Consider the following 18,471-nt stretch of genomic DNA (forward strand, 5'->3'; position numbering starts at 1 on the left):
CTCGGTGAAGCGTTCGAACATACCTACCTCCTGGCGTGTTTCTTGTGCACTGCCTGCCTGCTGACGCCCAGCGCGGCGCCGATCTCCTCCCAGGACCAGCCCTGCCGCCGCGCACTGTCGACCTGGAGCGCCTCCAGGCGCTCGACGAGCCGCCGCAGCGCGGCGACGGCGCGCAGCCCGATCCGGGGATCGGCGTTCATGGCGGCGGCGGTGGTGCCGACCGCGTCCTGCGGGATCTCTGTCGTTCCCGTCGCTTCCGTTCCGGCCATGCTGTCAACCTAGGATGACAACCGGGCAGCTGTCAACCATCGTTGACGCATGCCTTGATGTCGGATTCTCGCGAGCCCCGCGGCCCCGCACGACGGATCCTTGAACCCATGCACACCGACTTCGACCGCTGCGTACGGGCCGTGCAGTCGAAAGACGCCCGCTTCGACGGCTGGTTCTTCACCGCCGTGCTGACCACGCGCATCTACTGCCGGCCCAGTTGCCCGGTCGTCCCCCCGAAGCCCGCGAACATGCGGTTCTACCCGAGCGCGGCCGCCGCGCAGCAGGCCGGCTTCCGCGCCTGCAAGCGGTGCCGGCCCGACGCCAGCCCCGGCTCGCCGCAGTGGAACGAGCGGGCCGACCTCGTGGCCCGCGCCATGCGGCTCATCGGCGACGGCACCGTCGACCGCGAGGGCGTACCCGGCCTCGCCGCCCGCCTCGGCTACAGCACCCGGCAGGTCGAGCGGCAGCTGCTGGCCGAACTCGGGGCCGGGCCGCTCGCCCTCGCGCGGGCCCAGCGGGCGCAGACCGCGCGGATCCTCATCGAGACCAGCGCCCTGCCGATGGCCGACATCGCCTTCGCCGCCGGCTTCGCCTCCATCCGCACCTTCAACGAGACCGTCCGCGAGGTCTTCGCCCTCACCCCCACCGAACTGCGCGAACGAGCCGGGCGCGGCAAGCCCCCGGCCGCCCCCGGCTCCCTGACGCTGCGTCTGCCGTTCCGCGCGCCGCTGACGCCCGGCAACCTCTTCGGGCTGCTCGCCGCGACGGCCGTCCCCGGCGTGGAGGAGTGGCGCGACGGCGCGTACCACCGCACACTGCGCCTGCCGTACGGCCACGGGACGGTCTCCCTCGCGCCGCGCCCCGACCACATCGAGTGCCGGCTGTCCCTCACCGACCAGCGCGACCTCGCCGGTGCCATCAGCCGCTGCCGCAGACTGCTCGACCTCGACGCCGACCCGGAGGCCGTCGACGGCCTGCTGCGCACGGACCCCCGGCTCGCCCCGCTGGTCGACAAGGCCCCCGGCCGCCGCGTGCCGCGCACCGTCGACCCGGAGGAGTTCGCCCTGCGGGCCGTGCTCGGTCAGCAGGTCTCCACCGCGGCCGCCCGTACGCTCGCCGCCCGGCTGGTGACCGCCCACGGCGAGCCCCTTCAGACGCCGGTGGGCGGGCTGACGCACCTGTTCCCGACGAGCGAGGCGCTCGCCGCCCTGGACCCCGCGGCCCTCGCCATGCCCGCCGGACGCCGCGCCACCGTCGTCCGCACGGTCCGGGCACTCGCGAGCGGCGAACTCGCCCTCGGCGTCGGCAGCGACTGGGGCCGCGCCCGGGCCCGGCTCGCCGAACTGCCCGGCATCGGCCCCTGGACGGCCGAACTCATCGCCATGCGCGCCCTCGGCGACCCCGACGCCTTCCTCCCCACCGACCTCGGCGTGCGCCGCGCGGCCGCCCGCGCCGAACTGCCCGCCACCCCCGCCGCGCTCACCCGGCACGCCGCCGCCTGGCGGCCCTGGCGCGCGTACGCCGTCCAGTACCTGTGGTCCTCCGACGACCACGCCGCCGCCCGCATGCCCAACGACTGAACGAGAGCCCCGTGATGACCACGATGTCCCGAGTCCACACCGTCGTCGACAGCCCCTACGGCCCGCTCACCCTCGTCGCCGACGATGGGGTCCTGTGCGGCCTCTACATGACCGAGCAGCGCCACCGCCCGCCCCAGGAGACCTTCGGCGAACGCGACGACGCGCCCTTCCCGGAAGCGGTACGCCAGCTGGAGGCGTACTTCGCCGGCGAACTGACCCGCTTCGACCTGCCGTTGCGGCTCGCGGGCACCGACTTCCAGCGCCGAGTCTGGGCCGGCCTCCAGGACATCCCGTACGGCGAGACGGTCTCCTACGGCACCCTCGCCGAGCACATCGGCGCCCCCGGCGCCTCCCGCGCGGTGGGTCTCGCCAACGGAAAGAACCCCGTCGGCATCATCGTGCCCTGCCATCGCGTGATCGGCTCGACCGGGAGCCTCACCGGCTACGGGGGCGGGCTGGAGCGCAAGCGCCGGCTGCTGGCCTTCGAACGGGGCGAAGTCCCGCGGGAGGACCGACTGTTCTAGACCCGGTCGGGCGGATCCTCACAGGGGCAGCGGCGCGGTTCGGCGGCCATCCGCGAGCACCGCAACCGACGCGTTCACCGTGATCCGCGGGACACGTCCTGCGCGTACCGCTCCAGCAGCGCCGGCAGGGCCGTGCCGATCGGCTCGCGCACGACCTCGTCCGCCCGGCCGTCGTACGGGGTCGGCTCGGCGTTGACGATGATCAGCCGGGCGCCGTGGTCGGCGGCCAGGCCCGCGAGTGCTGCCGCCGGGTGCACGGTGAGGCTCGTGCCGACCGCGACGAAGACCTCGCACGCCTTCGTCACCGCCACCGCCTCGCCGAGCACCACCGGGTCCAGGCTTTCGCCGAACATGACCGTCGCCGACTTGAGGATCCCGCCGCAGACCTCGCACGCCGGGTCGGGGTCGCCCGCCGCCACCCGCTCCAGCGCCGCCGCCATCTCCGAGCGGGCCTTGCACCGCGTGCACGTCACCGCCCGCGCGGTGCCGTGCAGTTCGAGCACCTTCCGCTCGGGCAGACCCGCCATCTGGTGCAGCCCGTCGACGTTCTGGGTGATCACGCGCACGGGCGTCCCGGACCGCTCCAGCCGCACGATCGCCTCGTGCGCCGCGTTCGGACGCGCCCGCAGGGTCGGTGCCGAGCGGCGCATCTGCCAGGAGCGCCGCCGGATCTCCGGGTCGGACATGTAGAAGTCGTAGGTGACGAGCTTCTGCGCCTCCGGGTCCCGGCGCCACAGTCCGGCGGGCCCCCGGTAGTCCGGGATGCCGGAGTCGGTCGAGATTCCCGCGCCGCTGAGCACGGCCACCAGGGGCGGCTTCGCTGTCATGCGGCCGAGGGTACGCGCCGCCCCCGCCCGCCCGGCACCGGTTTTCCCGGCGGCGCGGATCGCGGCACGGATCGCGGCCCGGAACCGATGTTCACCTGAGTGGGTGACCGCGCGGCGGGGATGCGGCCGCGCCGCGTGGGCATGCACCCGGTGGCCGGGCCTCGCCCGCCGGTACGCGTACCGCCGCTGGGAGGGGACGGGAGTGAGCCGAGCCGACCGGAGCCTGCCCGAGGGCGGCACCGCGTGGAGGAAGGCGGCCTTCGTCGCCCTGCCCGCCGTCGCCGCGGTCGCCGCGATGGCGATCGCGATGGGCGAGGGAGTCCTCGCCTCGTCCTTCGCGGTGTCCGGCTCCGCCTTCCAGGTGTCCTCGCACCACCTGTCCAGCAAGGGCCTCGCCGCGTTCGTCGACGTGGCCCGTACCGGTGACGGCAGGGGACACGCCGGCGCGCTGCTGGGGATCGGCGACGCCACCCTGAAGGACATCTGCCAGTCCGCGCGGATCGACACCCCGCTGGGCGCGGTCGTCTTCAAGCTGTCGGCCGGCGGCAGCGGGAACCCCGTCGAGGTGCGGAACCTCGTGCTCGACGCCGAGGACCTCACCGGTGACGCCGAGTTCGGCACCGTCGAGATCGGCCGGGACGCCGGCACCCTGGACCGGGTGCCCGGGATCCGGGGCGAGCCCGGGGCGTTCGGACTACAGGCCGGGAGCGTCTCGGTGACCGGTGTACGGTCCCACGCCTGGTCCGCCACGGGCGGCGACTTCCGCCTCAAGGGCCTGCGGCTCGGCGTGAGCCTGGACGGTCCCGCGTGCTTCTGAACCGGCCGGCCCGGGGCGCGGCGCGCGCCTGGCGCCGCACCCGCCCGTTCTGGGCGGGACTCCTGCTCCTGCTCGCCGGCGCCGAGCTGCTGCTCGTACCGCTCGCGCCGTGGCGGGTGCTGTTCGGCCTCGGCCTCGGCGGCGTCGCCGCGCTCGGCATCGGCACCGCGCTGATCACCGCCGGTCTGTTCCTCTGGTTCCTGCCGCACCTGCGCCAATACGTCGGCATCCACGCCGTGATCCTGTCGGTGGTCTCCTTCGCCGTCACCAACCTCGGCGGTTTCCTCGTCGGCATGCTGCTCGGCATCGCCGGCGGCGCCATGGGCTTCGCCTGGACCCCCCGGACCCCCACAGGCCCCGGGGAGCGCGCCGCGCCGCCCGATCGCGGGCCGGGCCCGGCCCCGCCCCCGGCCCTGGCCGCCGTGTTGCCGGCCGTCCTGCTCGCGGCACTCGCGTTCCCCGAACCCCTGCCCGCCCGTGTCCAGGCGGCGGCCCCCCGGCCCGCCACGGTGAGCACCACGCGCTTCGCCCCCAAGGGCTTCACCTTCTCCGCCGTCGAGCGGGTGCCCACCGCCGCCGGCCCCCTGAAGGTCATCGTGCTGAGGATGCGGGAGGCGTCGCTCTCCGACTACCGGCTCCGCACCCGCGACAGCGGCGGCGCCGGCGGCGCCGGCCAGATGGTGCTGGCCGCCGACAACCTGCGCCTGCGCGGCGACGTCACGCTCTACCTCACCCGTTTCCACGGCTGCGTCCAGGGCCTGCTGTGCCTGACCTTCGACCCCGACACCCTGCCCGCGCCCCCGGTCGTGCCGCCGTTCGTCTTCATGACGGACGTCGACGCGGAACAGGCTCTCGTCACCGGCGACACGCTCGACGCCGACCGGCTGCGCATCTCCGGGGACGCGAGCCCGGGCGCCGGCGGCAGCTCGCTCTGACGGCACCCGCTACCGCGGCCGCCCGCCGTCCCCGCGCTCCCGCGTGTCGTCGCCGCGCCCCCGCGCGCTCTCCGCGACGCGGTGCAGCCGGGGGTGGCGGACCGGACCGTGCTCGGTGACGGCCTCGCCCACCATGGTCCGCAGCGCGTCGCGCATGCCGTGCAGCGCGTGGTGCCGGACGGGCCCGGCACCCGGGTCCTCGCGCAGCTCCCGCAGCAGCGACCAGCACAGCGCCAGCATCACCAGCACGAACGGCAGCGCGACCAGGATCGTCGCCGACTGCAGCGAACCCAGGCCGCCGGCCACCAGCAGGACGGCCGCCACGGCGGCCATCAGCACGCCCCAGACGACGACCAGCCAGGTCCGCGGATGGAGCGCGCCCCGGCTGGACAGCGAGCCCATGACCAGGGACGCGGAGTCGGCGCTGGTGATGAAGTACGTCATGACGAGCGCCATCGCCACCCACGACGTGAGCGTGGCCACCGGCAGCGTCTCCAGGAGGGCGAACAGCGACGCCTCCGCGCCCTGCTTGACCGTGCCGGCCATGTCGGCGGCGCCCGTCATGTCCAGCCGCAGGGCACTGCCGCCCATGACGCAGAACCACACGATCGTCGCCCCGCTGGGCACCAGCAGCACGCCGACGAGGAACTCGCGGATCGTCCGGCCGCGCGAGATGCGCGCGATGAACGTGCCGACGAACGGCGCCCAGGACAGCCACCAGGCCCAGTAGAAGATCGTCCAGGCACCGAGCCACGCCGGGTCGGTGAAGGCGCCGGTGCGCGTCGCGAGCGTCACCAGGTCGTGCAGATAGCCGCCGGTGGCGGCCGGGATCGCGTTGAGCACGAACACCGTCGGGCCGAGGACGAAGACGAAGGCCATCAGACAGGCGGCGAGCGCGATGTTCAGCGTGCTGAGCCACTTCACGCCCCGGTGCAGTCCCGAGAAGGCGGAGAGCACGAAGGCCGCCGACAGCGAGCCGATGATGATCAGCTCCAAGGTCCGGGTGTCCCGTACGCCCGTGGTGAGGTTCAGGCCCTTGGCGACCTGGAGGGCGCCGAGGCCCAGGCTGGTCGCCGTGCCGAAGACGGTGGCGAAGAGGGCGAGCAGATCGATGGCCCGGCCCGGCCAGCCGTTGGCCCGCTCCCGGCCGAGCAGCGGTACGAAGGCCGAGCTGAGCCGGTTGCCGCGGCCCTTGCGGAAGCCGGCGTAGGCGAGGGCGAGGCCCGCCATGCCGTAGATCGCCCAGGGGTGCAGGGTCCAGTGGAAGAACGAGTACTCCAGCGCGGTACGGGCCGCCGCGGGGGAGTCCGCGGTGGCACCGCTGCCGGGCGGCGGCGCCACGAAGTGCTGGAGCGGCTCCCCGACGCCGTAGAACATCAGGCCGATGCCCATGCCCGCGCTGAACATCATGGCGATCCACGCGAGGTCGCCGAACTCCGGCCGGTCGTCGTCCGCGCCCAGCCGGATCCGGCCGAAGCGGCCGAGGGCGATGATCACGCACAGCGCCAGGAACACATCGGCGGCGATGACGAAGAGCCACGCGAAGTTGGACAGCACCCAGCGCAGGGCCGTCGCGGACACCGCGTCGAAGGAGTGCTTGCCCAGCGCGGCCCAGGCGACCACCGCCAGGACGGCGACGACGCCCACGGCGACGAGCGCCGCGTCCGGGGCCTCGTCGGCGGGGACGCCGCTCTCGGTGCTCTCGGTGCTCATGACGCCCCACTATGGCCGGGATCCGGCGGAATCTTCCCGCTGGCACGCCGGGTGCCCGTGCGGGCGGGCCTGCCGTAGGGTCGCTGCGGCGCGACCCGAGCTGGAGGTGACGCGGATGACCGAGGCGACACGGGTCCTGGGCCTGCGCCAGCGCGGTGGCCGCGTACTGGTCGACCGCATCGGCGACGTCCGTGAGATCGCCGCGGAGCCAGGCCCGCACCTGCAGGAGGTGCGCCAGCTCCATCCGGGCCATCAGCTGGTTGGGGCCGGCGTCCGTGGGCTCCCCGGCGACGGACCGGAGGAGTTTCTCGGCCGCGTCGAGGAGGCCCGGCTCCTTCGTGTGCATCCCGCGCTCGCGCAGGGCCACGGCCAGCTTGATCACCATCACGGGGCGGTCGTGCTGGGACGGCGGCGTCGCCGACACCGCGAACGCCAGGTCGTCGATGGCCTGCCTGATGTCGGCGAGGTCGTGGTGAAGACGGAACCGCATGGTCAGGACCGCAGCCCGGTTGGTGAGCCGCTGGGGGTGGTGGGGCGAGGCGGCCGTCCGGGCGATGGAGGGGTGATCGACGGCTTCCGCTGCGGCTTCGAGGTCGGCCCGCAGCCCGAAGGTCACGTACCGGTCGAGGCGGGCCAGGCCCAGGAAGGAGGAACTCGAGGCCAGCGTCTCGTCGTCCAGCGTTCCGTGGTCCTTGAGAATGCCCTCGAGCACGGCGATCGACGCGTCGAGATCGGTGAGCTCACCGGTGAGCTCGAAGCGCATGCGCAGCACCTGCCCCAGTGCGGCCCGCCGCCTGCTGCGATGCGGCTCTTCGGCCTTCGGATCATCGACAGCGGCGCGCAGCGCGTCGACAGCCCTGTCGAGCCGCTCCCGGCTGCCGTCCCCCATGTATGCGCTGACTTCGGCTTCCGGACTGCCGTCGGTGTACGCGACGGGCGGATCAGCGGCCAGTTGCCGCTGGAGTTCGGCCAGCATCGCTGTACGGTCGGGGTCGCCGCCGGGCAGGGAGGCGAGGGCTCGGCGCATGCAGTGGACGCCTTTCTCCCTCGACCTCGGCGGAGCGTCCTTCACGTCCGCCAGCGCCACCAGGGCGTTGCCCAGGTTGAACGTGATCTGGGGCTCGGACGGCGTGCCCCGGGACTCCCCGCGTGCCCAGGCGATCAGGGCGGCGCTCGCGACGATGCCCTCCTCGAACGCGTCCTTCACGCTGCTCAGGAACAGCGCGTTGCCGACCGCGTGCACGGTCTCGTACGCCGGGAGCACCCGCTGCGGGTCCTCGTCGAGGACCTTGCGTATCGACTCGGGTACGTACTCCGGCTCCACCGCGTGCACGAGGCCGAAGAGGCACCGGCTGGCGTGGACGTTCCACTCGCGGCCGTGCGTGTCTTCGGGAAGGTGACCGCACCGGGCCAGGTAGTAGTAGGCGGCCACGCAGACCCTCTTGAACACGTCGCTGCCGGCCTGGCCCACTCCTTCCGGCGTCAGCCGGTCACGCACCTCGAGGAGCCTCGTGGCGACGTTGTAGTGCGTTCCGCCGGCCAGCACGTCGTCACGCGGTACGGCCGCCCACGGCAAGGCTCCATTGGCACCCCCGGCATCGGTCATCGCCTTTCCCCCGTTCCCCCGGTTCCCCCACCGCGCTCGCTGCCGCGGTGACAGCCACGGTAGCGAGCGGGGCGGTGCGACAGGAGGCCAATTGCCAATACAGGATGACCGGTTGAACGGTTCAGGGAACGGCCAGCACGAGCTTTCCCGTGACCCGGTTCGTGTCACCCAGTGCGTGGGCCTTCGCGGCCTTCTCGAGCAGGAAGGAGGCCTCGACGAGGGCCTTGAGCTTGCCCTCCTGGTCTGCCTCGGACAACACTTCCTGACCGTCATCGAGAAGTCGGCACGACTCCTTCCTGACCCCGCAGCGGGAAGCGGCGGTTGACTCCCACGTGCGCGGCGGACAGCCCCCCGGGATGTGGTCGGCGGCCCGTCGCCTCCCTCTCGCAGCCACCATGCCTACACAGAGGAACCCGCCCCGATGACCCCCGACATTGAAAAACCTCTGGCCGGCCCGTGCCTGAAGCAGTTCGCGCAGGCGCTGCTTGCAGGAGACGAAGAACGGCTCGCTTCGCAGGCGGTGCAGCGTGTTGACCAGCCGTACCGGCTAGGTGTTGCTGGACATGACGTTGGTGACGCTGTTGCGGAGGCGTGAGGCTGGAGGACGGTTGCCGACGGCGGTGTGAGGCCGGTGGTAGTTGTAGTGGACGTTCCAGACTGTGATTGTACGAAGACCGCGGCCCGGTAGTTGGCGCCGTTGTCGGTGACCACGCGCACGATCCGGTGGATGCCGTGGGCGGCGAAGAACACGCGGGCACGGTTGTAGAACGCCACGGTGGTGGTGGCCTTCTCATCGGGGAGGTGTTCCGTGTAGGCCAGGCGGGAGAACCCGTCGACGGCTGAGTGGAGGTAGACGTATCCGCCCTTGGCTCCTGCGGTCTTCGCGCGCTGGGCGGTCTTGGCCTGTTCGGAGTCGCGTCCGTGGGCCCGCCATCCGCCGCCGTCGGGGATGCGCCCGACCTTCTTGACGTCCAGGTGGACCATGTGGCCGGGGTAGCGGGCCACGATCCGTTTCGGCGGGTGCCGATTGGCAGAGCCGTCGAGGTCGAGGAACCGGCGGTGGTTGATGCCTAGGCGCGCCAGCCACCGGCCCACGGTTCGTTCGCTGATCCTCACGCCCTGGCCCTCGAGTTCGAGCGCGATCCTGCGGGCGGACCACTTGTTGTCCCGCCGTAGTCGTTCGATCCGTTCGACGACCTCGGGCGGCGTTTGGACCGGGGAGGAGTGCGGAATGCTGGAGCGGTCCCGCAGTCCGGCCTCGCCGTACTGGTCGTAGCGATTCTTCCACTTGGGCAGGCAGGCGCGGGAGACGCCGGCCTCGGCAGCGACGTGCGCGATTGGGCGGCTGCGGCAGCGTTCCACGAGCCTTCGGCGTCCCTCGATGGTCAAGGGGGCGTTCGGATGCGTCACGGGAGCACCTCGGTGCTCCGGCTGGCCGCGACCACAGTGCGCAGGGGGAGCGCGATGAGCAGCGCGACCGCGACCAGGAACCCGCTTGTCCACAGCGGCCCGAGGTCCCCGACCGTGGAGCCGAGGGTGGCCGCGGCGACGAGTGGTCCAAAGGCTGCGCCGACATTGAGTGCGGCGGTCGCGTAGGAGCCGGCCATGGTGGGGGCTCCTGCCGCCTCATAGAGGACCCGCGTGATCAGCGTGCTGCCCAGCGCGAACGACAGGGCCCCTTGCACGAACACGAGGGCAAGCAGAGCGACCGGCTTGTCGGCCAGTAGGGCCAAGGCCAGCCAGCCGATGAGCAGCAGCGGACCCCCGACCGCGAGGACCAGGCCGGGGCGCTGGTCGGACAGCCGCCCGGCAGCGGTGACGCCGACGAAGGAGCCGACACCGAAGAGCACCAGAGTCACAGAGACCCACAGCTCGCCCAGCCCGGCGGTGTCGGTCACGACAGGGGCGAGAAAGGTGAAGCTTGCGAAGGTAGCCGCGTTCACCAGCGCGCCGAGCAGCATCGCCAGGAGCAACCGCGGACGCTTGAGCTGTGCGAGCTCCGCTCGCAAGGTCGGCCCCTCGCTCTCGTCTGCCTCGGTCGGACCCGCTGGGATGCCTGTGAGGACGCCGATGGCTGCGGGCAGGCAGAGAGCGGCAACAGCCCAGAACGTGGCCCGCCAGCCGAGGAACGTACCCAGGACCGCTCCCCCTGGGACCCCGGCAATCGTGGCCACCGTGGTGCCTGACAGCAGCACGGCCAGCGCCCGTCCCTTCTTGTCGGGCAAGACAAGCGCGGCGCCGGCCGTCATGGCTACGGCGAGGAATCCGGCATTCGCGAGGGCTGCGACTACCCGGGTCGCGAACAGCACGGGGAAGTTCGAGGTGGCAGCGCCCATGGCGTGGGCTGCCAGGAACACGAGGACGAACCCAAGCAGGCTCGACCGTGCAGGCCAGTTACGGGCAAGTACTGCCATGAGCGGGGCACCGACGATCATGCCGATCGCGAAGGCCGATGTGAGCGTGCCGGCTGTCCCGACGGTGACGTCGAGGTCTGAAGCGATGTCCGGCACGAGGCCGGCGAGCATGAACTCCGAAGTACCCATGGCGAAGACCGCCATGGCAAGCAGATACAGCGCGAGTGGCATCGAGTGGCTCCGAGGTGAGGAGAAGCACGAGCAGGTCATCTCGTCACCGCGGCCAGCCCCATGGGCACTCTCGTCCGACCGCAGAATGCGGCGCGGCGGCAGGGCTACAAGCTCAGTGGTTCAGGGGGCTGACGGCGTGACCGAAAGCCCCCACCCTGTCTGACTCAGGACTCGACATGGCCCGCACGCTACCCGACCGACGCCCGCCCAGGCACCTCGGTTTCACGACGTGGCCTGCGTCAGCAACGTCATGTCCCGCAACAGCTAGGGAAGCGCGTCGATGTCGGAGACGGCATGCGGCACGTAAGCGGGTGACGACCCGTGGCCCTGCCGCTGGGGCCAAAGCGTCGGAACCAGGCACCAGCCCGGTCGCCTACTGCGGCTGGGCGGTGGCCTCGATGCCCTTCCACCCCGTGGCCGAGGTCCCGTCGGTGCCCCTTCCGGCCTGCCTCCTTGGCGGTCAGGGCGGCGGCCGCGGCCGCCGCCGGCCCGGCGCCCCTGCGCTTCTGGCGCCGCTGCCTGCGGGCGCTGTTGGTCGGGCCGGGCCAGCAGGACGGCCAGGGCCTGGGCATTGACGGCGTCCAAGGGGGGGCCGCCGTGTCGACACCTGGCGTCACGACTGGCCAGGCTCAGGCTGGTCGACGCGTTCCGTGGGACCGGCGACGGACAGGAACGTGGTAGTGCCCCACTTGAGCCGGGAGCCGAGGCGGGACCATGTCCTCGGAGGGGCCGTCGACCCGGTACGTGGCGAAGTAGGTGGTGGCAGTGGCCGTCTCCGGAGAGGCCACGGTGACCAGGATGTTGGTGCACATACGACGCGACAGCCGGTCCGTGGGCCGACCGCCGAAGTGGTCACGAAGAGCCTCGCGGCCGGCTATGCGGCGATCGCCGGCGGCCCAGGCCCAGGTCCCGTCCGGCGTGAACAGGTCTGCCGCCGAGCCCGGATCCCCGAGGGCGAGCCGGCGGACGAACTCGACGATCAGTCGCTCGCAGGCCCGCTAGGCGATCAAACGTTCCATTGGGTCAAGTGTGTCAGCATCCGTGATCAAGTCATAGCAGGCCCGTGTATGGATCGTCATCGCCGCATCGCGCCTCCTGCAGCGCCAGGGCCATGTGGGCACCGGCATCAAGCAGATCGCCGGCGAGGCGCGGACCACGCTCGGCTCGGTCGGCCGGCTCCGGGGCGGGTGTCGACACCGAACTCACGGTGGGCACCCGGCGGTAGCTCGAGCGGGTCCTTCAGGTACCGGCGAACTGGACCCGGTGTTCCGGCCCAAGGACGGGGCCACAGGCCTCCGGCCCACGCGAGGCGGTAGCGCACGCATGCGCACGCACGGTCGTGGGTGGTGGTGCCTGTCCACCTGCCGGTGGCAGGGGTCAGCGCGGTCGCGCGCGGTAGAGATCGCGCAGTAGGGCGATCTCGGCCCCGTGGTGGAGCAATTCCTGGTTGACCCACCACACGATGGTGATGAACGGCTGCTCCGGATCGCTGCCGTGCGGGTAGGTGCAGTACCCCACGGTGTCGAGTGCGTCGTCGTCGGCGCTCAGCAGCGCCTTGCGCCAGGCCGCGGCCCCGGCGTCGAAGGCCGCGACAGCCCCTGCGGCGTCCCCGCTGACGGGGTAGTCGTCCCGGGTCAGCGCGTGGCCGCCGGCCGTGTGGTCGGCGCGCAGGGCCAGCATTTCGCTGAGGTGGCTCAGACGCCACGCGATGGTGGTGAAGGGCGGCGGCCAGGGATGCGGGTAGGAGGCGCCGTCGCGCCCCCAGTCACCACTGCCGGCCAGGAGAGCAGCGCGCGGCCCTGGCCCGTCCACGCGCCGCCGCACCGACCAGCAGCCGGGCACCGGTTCCCAGAAGTACTCCTCATCCGTCAGCGGGCCTACCGGGGTATCCGTCCCGTCGCCACTGTCCGTGACCGGCCCTGTCATCCGGTCGGCGAGGCGTCTGCACGCGAAGTCGAACTGCTCCAGCAGCGGAAACAAACGGGACGGTGCCGTCATCGCACGCTCCAGTGTCGTCTTCCGGGACGATCCGACAGCCTGACACAGCCGGCACCACAGCTGCGCCTCCATTTTCGAGGACCTCACCGGAGCACTCCCGGGGGAAGGGCACCTGCCGACCGCGTGTTGGCGGACATCATCCCGATGCTTCACTCAGCAGCTGGGGGACAGCACTCGGCGAGTCCTGCGGCTCATGTCCGGTCGTGTCCGGCCGGGTTCGAGAGTGTTTTTCTCCGGCCGGTATCGGATCCGGCGCGGGGGGCGGGACCACTGCGAGTTGATACGGGTGCCCTCCGGAAGGCTGGCGACCGGGGCCCCCGTCTACGTGATCCCCGAGGAATCTCTCCGCCCATGCGAAGGGGCGGATCCGGCCCCGGGCGCCCCGGAGCAGGGCCGAGCTGTGCTTCACCCCAAACCTACGTGTCCTGGGCCAACCCCATCGAAGCCCGCTTCAGGCCCCTTGCGGCAGTCGCGCTCGCCATCTCCGGCCACCCCCACCACACCGTCCGGCCCCGGGTCTTGCACACCCACCCTGCGCCGGTGCAACAGCAACGCCCGACACCCCGGCGTCCTGGTCTCACCCTGACGCGAACGCGCATGCGTCCGCAGTGAGAAAGGCATCTGCTGGGGCGGCAGGCCACAGCCGGTCACAGCCTGGCGCCGGCGCTCCCGCGCGGGGAGCGCCGTGGCCGGCCCTGTCCACCGCGACTCGTCCCGGGGGGCTGGGTTGGGAGCGGGCGGTGCTCTGACCGGCCGGGGCCCGGCCGTAATTGGTTTGACGTGGGCACGGGTCAACGCTGCACTGTGGCGGGGCGCCGTGATCACGGTGTCGATATCGCGAGGAGGCAGCGGCAACAATGGAGATCCGGCCTGCGACCGACAAGGATCTCGACGTCTTCGTCGACACACTTCATGCCGCGTTCGGGCTCTTTGCGGAAACCCCGGGCGAGGGCGGCGGCGGACTGTGGTGGTCGGCGCTCGAGATGGACCGCAACCTGCTCGCCGTGACGGCGGGCGGGCGGGCCGTCGGCACTGCTGGTGCGTACTCCTTCGAGCTGACCCTGCCCGGTGGGATCCTTGCCCCGGTCTCCGGGGTGAGTTTCGTCGGTGTGCTGCCCTCGCACCGGCGTCAGGGTGTGCTCCGCGCGATGATGCGGTATCAGCTCGCTCAGCTGCGGGACCGAGGGGAATTCCTCTCCGTGCTGCTGGCTTCCGAGTTCCCGATCTACGGCAGGTTCGGGTACGGACCGGCGACCTACGCGCAGCGGCTGACGGTGCCGCGCGATAGGGCCGCGGTCGCTCCGTCCCGGGCGGGTGGAACGGCCGGCACCCCGGGGACCGGGCCGGAGGCGGGCTCGGTGGAGGTGCTGCGGCGTGCCGAGTGCGGCGAGATCCTGGAAGGGGTCTACGACCGGTACCGCCGTGCGCAGCCCGGCGCGTTGTCACGGCCGCACCGCTGGTGGGCCTTGGGCGCGGGGCGCCCCCCGGTCTCCGCGGCGCCGCGATACCTCGCCGTCCACCGGGACCCTGACGGTGTCCCGGACGGGTACGCCAGCTACTCGGTCGAGTCCGGCACCCTGACGGTCGACGAGACCGTCGCCACCGACGATGCCGTCTTCACGGCCCTGGCCCGGTTCGTGCTCGGACACGACCTGGTCACTCGGGTCGTGTTCAAGAACCTCCCGCTCGGGCACCCGCTGCGCTGGCAGCTCGCGGACTTCCGTGCCGGCCAGGTGAGCGACGACGACTGGCTCTGGGTGCGGCTGCTGGACGTCCCGCGTGCGCTGACCGCGCGCGGTTGGTCCACCGACGGCGAGCTCGTCCTCGACGTCGACGACCCGTTTCTCGGCGAGCACGACCGCTACCTGCTGACCGTCCGGGACGGCGAGGCCGACTGCGTCCCGACGGACCGGGAGCCCGACCTGTCCCTGGACATCCGCGACCTTGGCTCGGTCTACCTCGGCGGCACCGCCCCCAGCACGCTCGTGCGTGCCGGGCACATACGGGCCCACCGCCCGGGCGCGGCCACCCTCGCCGACGCCCTCTTCCGCGCCGAGCGCCCGCCGCACTGCCTGCACTGGTTCTGACCGCACGCTCGCGGGCCTTGCCGCAAGTCTCGTCAAGGCCCCCGTCCCGCCACCGCCGGCTCGTGCCCGGGCCGGCAGTGCGGCCATGGCTCGCCGTGCTGCAACGCGGCCACGCCCTGCCGGTGAACCTGTTGCGGCAACAGCCACCCCCATGGCCGATTCGCGTGAGGCCCTGGATACCGCCAGGTTCGTGATCAACGTGCCGGGGGAAAGGATGCCGCTTCCCTGCCGCCCCGTGCCGATGTGGCTGCGTGCGTGGACCGAGCGCTTCGCGTCCTGTTCTCGCCCAGAGCGGCGAACCGGCCGTCCCCCTCCCGGCCCGGGCCGCGCGCCGGGGCCGGTCGCCTGCAAGTGGTTCGCCTTCGTCGGCGGCAGCCCTGCCCGACATGGGTATACGGGGGTGGAACGGCAGGCGGGTCCCCGGGAAAGGGGTGGACGGCAGCATGAGAAGCGTCGGTGTGGAAGAGGAGCTCCTCCTGGTGGATCCGGGCAGCGGGGAGCCGCGGGCCGTGGCCGGGACGGTGCTGGCCCTGGAGGATCCGGCCGGCGAGGAGGACCCCGCGCTGGAGAAGGAGCTCCAGCGGGAGCAGCTGGAGACCGCCACGCGGCCGACGGCTGACATGGCGGACCTGGCGGCGGAGGTACGGCGGCGGCGTGCCACGGCCGCCGGACGGGCGGAGGCCGTGGGCGCCGCCGTGGCCGCCTTGGCCACCTCGCCGCTGCCCGTGGACCCGTCGCTCAGCGCGGGCCGGCGCTACCGGCAGCTGGCGGAGGAGTTCGGGCTCACCGCGCAGGAGCAGCTCACCTGCGGGTGCCATGTGCACGTGGGCGTGGAGTCCGACGAGGAGGGGGTGGCGGTCCTGGACCGGATCCGGCCGTGGCTCGCACCCCTGCTCGCGCTCAGCGGCAACTCTCCCTTCTGGCAGGGCAACGACAGCGCGTACTGCAGCTATCGCAGCCAGGTGTGGGGCCGCTGGCCGTCGGCCGGGCCGGTGGAGATCTTCGGCGGACCGGAGCGGTACCACGCGCACGTACGGCAACTGCTCGGTACGCGGACGCTGCTCGACAAGGGCATGATCTATTTCGACGCGCGGCTGTCGCGCACCTACCCCACGGTCGAGATCCGGGTGCCGGACGTGTGCCTGGAGGCGGACGACACGGTGCTGGTGGCGGCCCTGACCCGGGGCCTGGTGGACACGGCGGCCCGCGACTGGCGCGCCGGCCTGCCGCCGGAGCCGGTGTCCGTGGGGCTGCTGCGGCTGGCGATGTGGCGGGCGGCGAAGTCGGGCGTCACGGACGAGCTGGTCCATCCGCTGGAGTGGACTCCGGCACCGGCGCGGACGGTGGTGCGCGCGCTGGTGGACCACGTCCGCGACGCCCTGACGGAGTCCGGGGACCTCGCTGTGGTGGAGGAATCCCTGGACCGGCTGTTCGCCCGGGGCGGCGGCGCGTCCGTCCAGCGGGAGATCCTGGCTCGCACCGGCGCACTGCCCGCGGTCGTCAAGGAGGCGGTGGAGCGCACGGCGTCCTGAACCGCGGAGGGGCGTGGACCGCCCGGTCCGGCAGGGCGGGGCGCACCAGGCCCGCAGCGCCACCGACCGTGGTGGCCGGGGCACCCAACGGGCCGGGGGAGTGCCAGGCCGGCGGCGCCGTGCGGTGTGGCAGCAGACGTCCCGGCACGGCTCCGCGCAGGCGCAGGGGCGGCCCATGTGTCTGCGCCGGGGGAGAGCTGCCCGGGGCACCGGCACACCTCGGTGCGGAAGCGCTGCGTCTCCTGCCGGTGACGTCGCCCGGTTCGAAGCCGGCCGTGGGACGCCGCACCGGAGGGCCGAGGACCGGCTGTGACCGCCTTGCGGTGTTCGTCCATCCTCTGCTCCCCCCTCCCGGCTGTCCCGCGGCCGTCCTGCCCCGGTCGTGCCCGGTGCCGGCAGTGCTCCGCCGCGAGCCGCTGAGGGCGTTGCGGATCGTCAGGGATTCTCCCCGGGTTCGCCGGTGTCCCAGTTCCAGCTGGTGATCATGGTGCGCATCAGCCGGGCGGCGGTCGACAGGTGGTTGCCGGCGCCCCAGCAGAGGGTTGTCGTGCGCCGGCAGTCGGGGCTGTCGACCGTGATCCAGTTGACGGGGGCGGATGTGGCCGTGTGGCGGGCGAAGGAGGGGACGAGACCGATGCCGAGTCCGGCGCCGATCAAGTCCGCGATGGCACTGTGCTCGTCGCTCTCACAGACGATCTTCGGGGTGAGGCCTTGGGCGGCGAAGAGCCGGTCGAGCAGTCGGCGTAGCCAGTGTCCCGCGCGGGCGGTGACGAAGGGCTGGTCGGCGAGTTCGTGGATGCTCACGGACGTGCGGCTCGCGAGGGGATGACCGAGTGGCGTGCCCACCACCACCTCCTCGTCGAAGAGCTGCACTGCCTCCAGACCCTCGGCACGGATCGGTTGCGAGACGAGACACAGGTCGACCTCTTGGGCCCGCAGGCGGCGGGCCATGTCCTCGGCCGGTGACCAGTGGAGCTCGAGCTCGACGGCGGGATGGGCGCGCTTGTAGGCCGCCAGTGGGCCGGTGAGGGTGAGGAAGGTTTCCGATGCCAGTCTCACCGTGCCCAGGCCCTGGCTGGTGGCTTCGGCGACGGCGCGTTGTCCGGCCTGGAGCTCGCCGAGGGCACGTTCGACGTGATCGCGGAAGAGTCTGCCCGCGTCGTTCAGCCGGAGCCGACCGCTCCGGTCGAACAGCGGAGTGCCCAGTTCGCTCTCCAACCGGGCGATGGTGCGGCTCAGTGAGGGCTGTGCGGTGTGCAGCTCGTCGGCCGCCCGGCTCAGGTGCTCCAGTCGCGCCACCACAAGGAACTGCCTGAGTGAGTTCAGCTCCATCATGCCTCCCGGAACATAACGCCTTGACCATATTGATCTTAGACGAGATAACTCCATGGTCATAGTGTCGAGGTGTCGCTCAGACAGATCACAGCGAGGAGAAACCATGATGATCAGCAGCAGTCCGGAATCCGCTGCCGTGCACCGGCGGGAACGGGGGAAGCGCATCACGCGAGCGGCGCTCACGAGGTTCGTCGCCGTATCGCTGGCCGCCGCTGCGGCCGGCGTCTGCACCGTGGACAGCGCGGACGCCGATACCCCGAAGAGGAGTCATGCCGAAGTCCTCGACCTGGGGATTCACAACGATCAGTACGCGGCTACCGATCTCGGCCCAGCAGGACCGAGCCTGGGCGATATGGACGTCTACTCCGGCGGCGTCATCAGGGACGGCCGCACCGTCGGACGTGGCGGCGGATCGTGTCAGGTCGTTCATGTCGATGGCGGAAAACTCACAACGCAGTGCTTGCTCACGATAGAACTCGAGGGTGGCTCCCTGACGATGCAGTCGCTCGGGGTGAGCGGAACGAAAACACTCGACATGGCCATCACCGGGGGCACGGGCGTCTACCGCGACGTGCGGGGCTCTGCCCGTTACTGGGACATCGCAACGCCCAACGAGAAGTTGCGGGCCGAAATCCTGCACTGACGGCAGAAACGACTGCGGG

Annotated in this window: 16 protein-coding genes and 2 pseudogenes; 9 read left to right on the top strand and 9 right to left on the bottom strand. The window is 72.0% G+C overall.

The genetic code is table 11. The features are described 5' to 3' along the window. Positions 1 to 23: 23 nt before the first annotated feature. A complete protein-coding gene (locus tag AB0K09_RS14200; protein WP_366065645.1) occupies positions 24 to 269 on the bottom strand; it encodes a hypothetical protein in 246 nt (81 codons plus the stop codon). Between the two features lie 108 nt (positions 270 to 377). Here AB0K09_RS14200 and AB0K09_RS14205 point away from each other — a divergent pair, with 108 nt between their 5' ends. Continuing rightward, on the top strand, positions 378 to 1,850 hold the full coding sequence (locus AB0K09_RS14205; protein WP_366065630.1) for an AlkA N-terminal domain-containing protein: 1,473 nt from the start codon (positions 378 to 380) through the stop codon (positions 1,848 to 1,850). Positions 1,851 to 1,873: 23 nt separating this feature from the next. Beyond that, positions 1,874 to 2,374, top strand: coding sequence for a methylated-DNA--[protein]-cysteine S-methyltransferase (locus AB0K09_RS14210; protein WP_366065643.1), 501 nt, complete (start codon positions 1,874 to 1,876; stop codon positions 2,372 to 2,374). Between the two features lie 74 nt (positions 2,375 to 2,448). Here AB0K09_RS14210 and AB0K09_RS14215 read toward each other — a convergent pair whose 3' ends face one another. Further along, entirely contained in the window at positions 2,449 to 3,201 is a 753-nt protein-coding gene (locus tag AB0K09_RS14215) for a Sir2 family NAD-dependent protein deacetylase (protein WP_366065631.1), read from the bottom strand. 202 nt (positions 3,202 to 3,403) lie between these two features. On the opposite strand from AB0K09_RS14215, the gene AB0K09_RS14220 reads away from it, so the two are divergent. Both AB0K09_RS14220 and AB0K09_RS14225 read left to right on the top strand, forming a co-directional pair. After that, entirely contained in the window at positions 3,404 to 4,018 is a 615-nt protein-coding gene (locus AB0K09_RS14220; protein WP_366065632.1) for a DUF6230 family protein, read from the top strand. Next, on the top strand, positions 4,009 to 4,953 hold the full coding sequence (locus AB0K09_RS14225) for a DUF6114 domain-containing protein (RefSeq protein ID WP_366065633.1): 945 nt from the start codon (positions 4,009 to 4,011) through the stop codon (positions 4,951 to 4,953). Before AB0K09_RS14220 ends, AB0K09_RS14225 begins: the two co-directional genes overlap by 10 nt. A gap of 9 nt (positions 4,954 to 4,962) precedes the next feature. Here the strand turns inward: AB0K09_RS14225 and AB0K09_RS14230 are convergent, their stop codons facing one another. Beyond that, positions 4,963 to 6,666, bottom strand: a complete 1,704-nt coding sequence (locus AB0K09_RS14230) for a BCCT family transporter (RefSeq protein WP_366065634.1) — start codon at positions 6,664 to 6,666, stop codon at positions 4,963 to 4,965. Between the two features lie 115 nt (positions 6,667 to 6,781). On the opposite strand from AB0K09_RS14230, the gene AB0K09_RS14235 reads away from it, so the two are divergent. Beyond that, entirely contained in the window at positions 6,782 to 8,323 is a 1,542-nt protein-coding gene (locus tag AB0K09_RS14235) for a hypothetical protein (protein WP_366065635.1), read from the top strand. A gap of 70 nt (positions 8,324 to 8,393) precedes the next feature. On the opposite strand, the gene AB0K09_RS14240 is transcribed toward AB0K09_RS14235, so the two are convergent. The 4 genes and pseudogenes from AB0K09_RS14240 to AB0K09_RS14255 all read right to left on the bottom strand — a co-directional run bounded on the left by AB0K09_RS14240 (position 8,394) and on the right by AB0K09_RS14255 (position 11,840). Next, positions 8,394 to 8,531, bottom strand: coding sequence for a zinc-binding dehydrogenase (locus tag AB0K09_RS14240; protein WP_366065636.1), 138 nt, complete (start codon positions 8,529 to 8,531; stop codon positions 8,394 to 8,396). A 288-nt stretch (positions 8,532 to 8,819) separates the two neighbouring features. Next, positions 8,820 to 9,682: pseudogene (locus AB0K09_RS14245) on the bottom strand (IS481 family transposase). Beyond that, positions 9,679 to 10,857 (bottom strand): Cmx/CmrA family chloramphenicol efflux MFS transporter, encoded by a 1,179-nt coding sequence (locus AB0K09_RS14250; RefSeq protein WP_366065637.1) that lies wholly within the window; start codon positions 10,855 to 10,857, stop codon positions 9,679 to 9,681. Before AB0K09_RS14250 ends, AB0K09_RS14245 begins: the two are co-directional and overlap by 4 nt. A 629-nt stretch (positions 10,858 to 11,486) precedes the next feature. Then, entirely contained in the window at positions 11,487 to 11,840 is a 354-nt protein-coding gene (locus tag AB0K09_RS14255; RefSeq protein WP_366065644.1) for a nuclear transport factor 2 family protein, read from the bottom strand. Positions 11,841 to 11,928: 88 nt separating this feature from the next. On the opposite strand from AB0K09_RS14255, the pseudogene AB0K09_RS14260 reads away from it, so the two are divergent. Continuing rightward, positions 11,929 to 12,027, top strand: a pseudogene (locus AB0K09_RS14260) (TetR/AcrR family transcriptional regulator); the annotation flags it as partial. A gap of 207 nt (positions 12,028 to 12,234) precedes the next feature. Here the strand turns inward: AB0K09_RS14260 and AB0K09_RS14265 are convergent. Then, a complete protein-coding gene (locus AB0K09_RS14265) occupies positions 12,235 to 12,855 on the bottom strand; it encodes a DinB family protein (RefSeq protein ID WP_366065638.1) in 621 nt (206 codons plus the stop codon). An 857-nt stretch (positions 12,856 to 13,712) separates the two neighbouring features. On the opposite strand from AB0K09_RS14265, the gene AB0K09_RS14270 reads away from it, so the two are divergent. Continuing rightward, positions 13,713 to 14,942 (top strand): GNAT family N-acetyltransferase, encoded by a 1,230-nt coding sequence (locus AB0K09_RS14270; protein ID WP_366065639.1) that lies wholly within the window; start codon positions 13,713 to 13,715, stop codon positions 14,940 to 14,942. 443 nt (positions 14,943 to 15,385) lie between these two features. Then, positions 15,386 to 16,474, top strand: a complete 1,089-nt coding sequence (locus AB0K09_RS14275) for a glutamate--cysteine ligase (protein ID WP_366065640.1) — start codon at positions 15,386 to 15,388, stop codon at positions 16,472 to 16,474. Between the two features lie 435 nt (positions 16,475 to 16,909). Here AB0K09_RS14275 and AB0K09_RS14280 read toward each other — a convergent pair whose 3' ends face one another. Next, positions 16,910 to 17,809: a LysR family transcriptional regulator gene (locus tag AB0K09_RS14280; RefSeq protein ID WP_366065641.1), complete on the bottom strand. Its 900-nt coding sequence runs from the start codon at positions 17,807 to 17,809 to the stop codon at positions 16,910 to 16,912. Between the two features lie 103 nt (positions 17,810 to 17,912). Here AB0K09_RS14280 and AB0K09_RS14285 point away from each other — a divergent pair, with 103 nt between their 5' ends. Next, entirely contained in the window at positions 17,913 to 18,452 is a 540-nt protein-coding gene (locus tag AB0K09_RS14285) for a hypothetical protein (RefSeq protein ID WP_366065642.1), read from the top strand. The last annotated feature ends 19 nt before the right edge of the window (positions 18,453 to 18,471 follow it).

The organism is Streptomyces sp. NPDC049577 (assembly GCF_040675635.1).
In the GTDB taxonomy this organism is placed as follows: domain Bacteria; phylum Actinomycetota; class Actinomycetes; order Streptomycetales; family Streptomycetaceae; genus Streptomyces.

Bases quoted from the DNA above. Each gene is read 5' to 3' on its own strand.
- AB0K09_RS14235 (WP_366065635.1), top strand. From the start codon at position 6,782: ATGACCGAGGCGACACGGGTCCTGGGCCTGCGCCAGCGCGGTGGCCGC.
- AB0K09_RS14230 (WP_366065634.1), bottom strand. From the start codon at position 6,666: ATGAGCACCGAGAGCACCGAGAGCGGCGTCCCCGCCGACGAGGCCCCG.
- AB0K09_RS14270 (WP_366065639.1), top strand. From the start codon at position 13,713: ATGGAGATCCGGCCTGCGACCGACAAGGATCTCGACGTCTTCGTCGAC.
- AB0K09_RS14205 (WP_366065630.1), top strand. From the start codon at position 378: ATGCACACCGACTTCGACCGCTGCGTACGGGCCGTGCAGTCGAAAGAC.
- AB0K09_RS14280 (WP_366065641.1), bottom strand. From the start codon at position 17,809: ATGATGGAGCTGAACTCACTCAGGCAGTTCCTTGTGGTGGCGCGACTG.
- AB0K09_RS14265 (WP_366065638.1), bottom strand. From the start codon at position 12,855: ATGACGGCACCGTCCCGTTTGTTTCCGCTGCTGGAGCAGTTCGACTTC.
- AB0K09_RS14285 (WP_366065642.1), top strand. From the start codon at position 17,913: ATGATGATCAGCAGCAGTCCGGAATCCGCTGCCGTGCACCGGCGGGAA.
- AB0K09_RS14215 (WP_366065631.1), bottom strand. From the start codon at position 3,201: ATGACAGCGAAGCCGCCCCTGGTGGCCGTGCTCAGCGGCGCGGGAATC.
- AB0K09_RS14275 (WP_366065640.1), top strand. From the start codon at position 15,386: ATGAGAAGCGTCGGTGTGGAAGAGGAGCTCCTCCTGGTGGATCCGGGC.
- AB0K09_RS14210 (WP_366065643.1), top strand. From the start codon at position 1,874: ATGTCCCGAGTCCACACCGTCGTCGACAGCCCCTACGGCCCGCTCACC.
- AB0K09_RS14250 (WP_366065637.1), bottom strand. From the start codon at position 10,857: ATGCCACTCGCGCTGTATCTGCTTGCCATGGCGGTCTTCGCCATGGGT.
- AB0K09_RS14200 (WP_366065645.1), bottom strand. From the start codon at position 269: ATGGCCGGAACGGAAGCGACGGGAACGACAGAGATCCCGCAGGACGCG.